This window comes from Actinomadura logoneensis (assembly GCF_003428695.1).
GTDB classification, from domain to species: Bacteria; Actinomycetota; Actinomycetes; order Streptosporangiales; family Streptosporangiaceae; genus Spirillospora; species Spirillospora logoneensis.
The window spans coordinates 1-2,198 of record NZ_QURH01000616.1 but is presented as its reverse complement, the minus strand read 5'-3'; the positions used below and the strand labels follow the sequence as shown (position 1 = coordinate 2,198).

2 protein-coding genes are annotated in these 2,198 nt (G+C 76.8%); both read left to right on the top strand.

The features are described 5' to 3' along the window. Positions 1-726, top strand: a 726-nt coding sequence (locus tag DZF91_RS24720) for a DegT/DnrJ/EryC1/StrS family aminotransferase (RefSeq protein WP_199486859.1), incomplete at its 5' end; no start/stop codon positions are given. A gap of 2 nt (positions 727-728) precedes the next feature. After that, the coding region (locus tag DZF91_RS24715; protein ID WP_117359659.1) for a polysaccharide biosynthesis protein at positions 729-2,198 on the top strand (1,470 nt) is incomplete at its 3' end.

Here is a 2,198-nt window from a genome sequence, read left to right as displayed (position 1 = left end):
GCCGGACTCGACCGGACGCGCGTCGTGGAGGACGCGGCGCACGGCCCCGGCGCGGCCCGCGGCGGCGTGCGGGTCGGCGCGGAGTCGCACGCCGCGTGCTTCAGCTTCTACGCGACCAAGAACATGCCGATCGGCGAGGGCGGCGCGGTCGCGACCGACGACCCGGACCTCGCCGACCGGATCCGCTCCACGCGGCTGCACGGCATGAGCAAGGACTCCTGGAAGCGGTACCTCCCGGGCGGGAGCTGGCGCTACGACGTCCGGAACGTCGGGCTCAAGGCGAACATGACCGACATCCAGGCGACGATCGGGCGGGCGCAGCTCGGCGCGCTGCAGGGCTGGCAGGACGAGCGCGCCGAACTCGTCCGCCGGTACGACGAGGCGCTCGGCGGCCTGCCCGGGATCGTCCTGCCGCAGCGGAACCTGGACGGCATCACGCACGCGTGGCACCTGTACCAGGTCCGGGTGCCGGACCGGGACGCGCTGATCGCCGAGCTGACCGAGGCGGGCATCGGGACGTCGGTGCACTTCATCCCGGTCAGCCACATGTCCGGGTACCGCGAGCTGATCGGCCCGGACGAGTGCGGGGCGGTCCCGGTGACCGACCGGATCGCCGAGGAGCTGCTGTCGCTGCCGCTGTTCCCCGGGCTGACCGCCGCCCAGCAGGACCGGGTCGTCGACCGTCTGACCGGCGCGCTGCGCCGCCGTCCGGCGCTGGCGGGCTAGCCATGCGATGGTTCCCGCGACGCTCGCCGAGGACGCGGTCCGCCGCGCCCGGAGCGCCGCCCTCCCCGGACGGCCCGCCGCCCCGGCCGCGGGACGGCGAACGGCTCCGGCCGCAGAACGACGAACCGCCCCGCGCGCAGAACGACGAACCGGCCCGCCCGCGGGACGGCGAACCGCCTCGGCCGCAGAACGACGAACAGGCCCGTCCGCAGAAGAACGAACCCGTCCGCCCGCAGAGTTGCGAACCGACCTGGCCGCAGGGCGGCGGGAAGACCCGGCCGCAGCGCAGCGAACCGACCTGGCAGCGGGACGGCGAGCCGACGCGCACGCAGGGTGGCGAGCCGACGCGGCCGTCCCACGGCGGCGGCGGTCCGGCGCCGGTCCGGAGCGGCAGGGCCGCGCCGAGTCGGCGCGACGAGAAAACACGAGAGCAAGCACGGACGGCCTGGCCGGGCGGCGGCGGGACGTCCGCTCCGAGCGCGGAGGTCCCGCCGCTGTCGATGCTGCTCGGCCGGGACGAGGTGGCGGTGACCGGCCCGCGCGCGCGACGCCTCGTCCTGGGCCGCCGGGTGCTGGTGACCGGCGCGTGCGGGACGGTCGGGTCGGCGCTCTGCCACGGGTTGAAGCGGCTCGGCCCCGCCGAGCTGACCCTCGTGGACATCGACGCGGCCGGGCTGGACCGGCTGCGGCACGAGATGACCGCGCGGCTTCCGGCGGCCCGGGTGACGGCCGCGCGCGCCGACGTCCGGGACGGGGCGGCGGTCGCGGCGGTGCTCGCCGCCGCCCGCCCCGAGCTGGTCTTCCACACCGCCGGACGGCACGACCTCGGACTGGTCGAGCGCGACCCGTGCCGGGGCGTCGCCGACAACGTGCTCGGGCTGCGGCACGTCGTGGACGGCGCGGTCCGGCACGGCGCGCGGCATTTGGTGTTCCTGTCGTCCGACAAGGCCGCCGACCCGACGTCGGTGTTCGGCGCGACGATGCGGCTCGGCGAGTTCCTGCTGCAGGCGGCGGCGGGCGGGCCGACCCGGTTCGCGGCGGTCCGGATCGGCAACGTGCTCGGTCCGCGCGGACGGCTGCTCGGCCTGCTGGCCGACCGGATCGCCGCCGGGGAGACCGTGACGATCACCCACCCGGAGGTGGCGCGGCACTTCATGACCGCCGAGGAGGCCGCCGGGCTGCTGCTGGAGGCCGCCGCGCTCGCCGAGGAGGCCGAGACGTTCGTGCTGGACATGGGCCGTCCGGTGCCGGTGGTGGAGCTGGTCCACCGGTACGCCGAGCAGCTTCGGCTGCCCGGGGTGACGATCCGGTTCTGCGGCCTCGGCCCCGGCGAGAAGCTCGCCGAGAAGCCGTTCGCGGACTGCGAGGCGCGGCTGCGCACCGCGCATCCGAAGATCTGGGCGACGCGGCCCGCGCCGCCGCCCGCCGCCGGGCTCCCGGCGCTGCTGGACGGGCTCGCCGCGGCGGCCGGG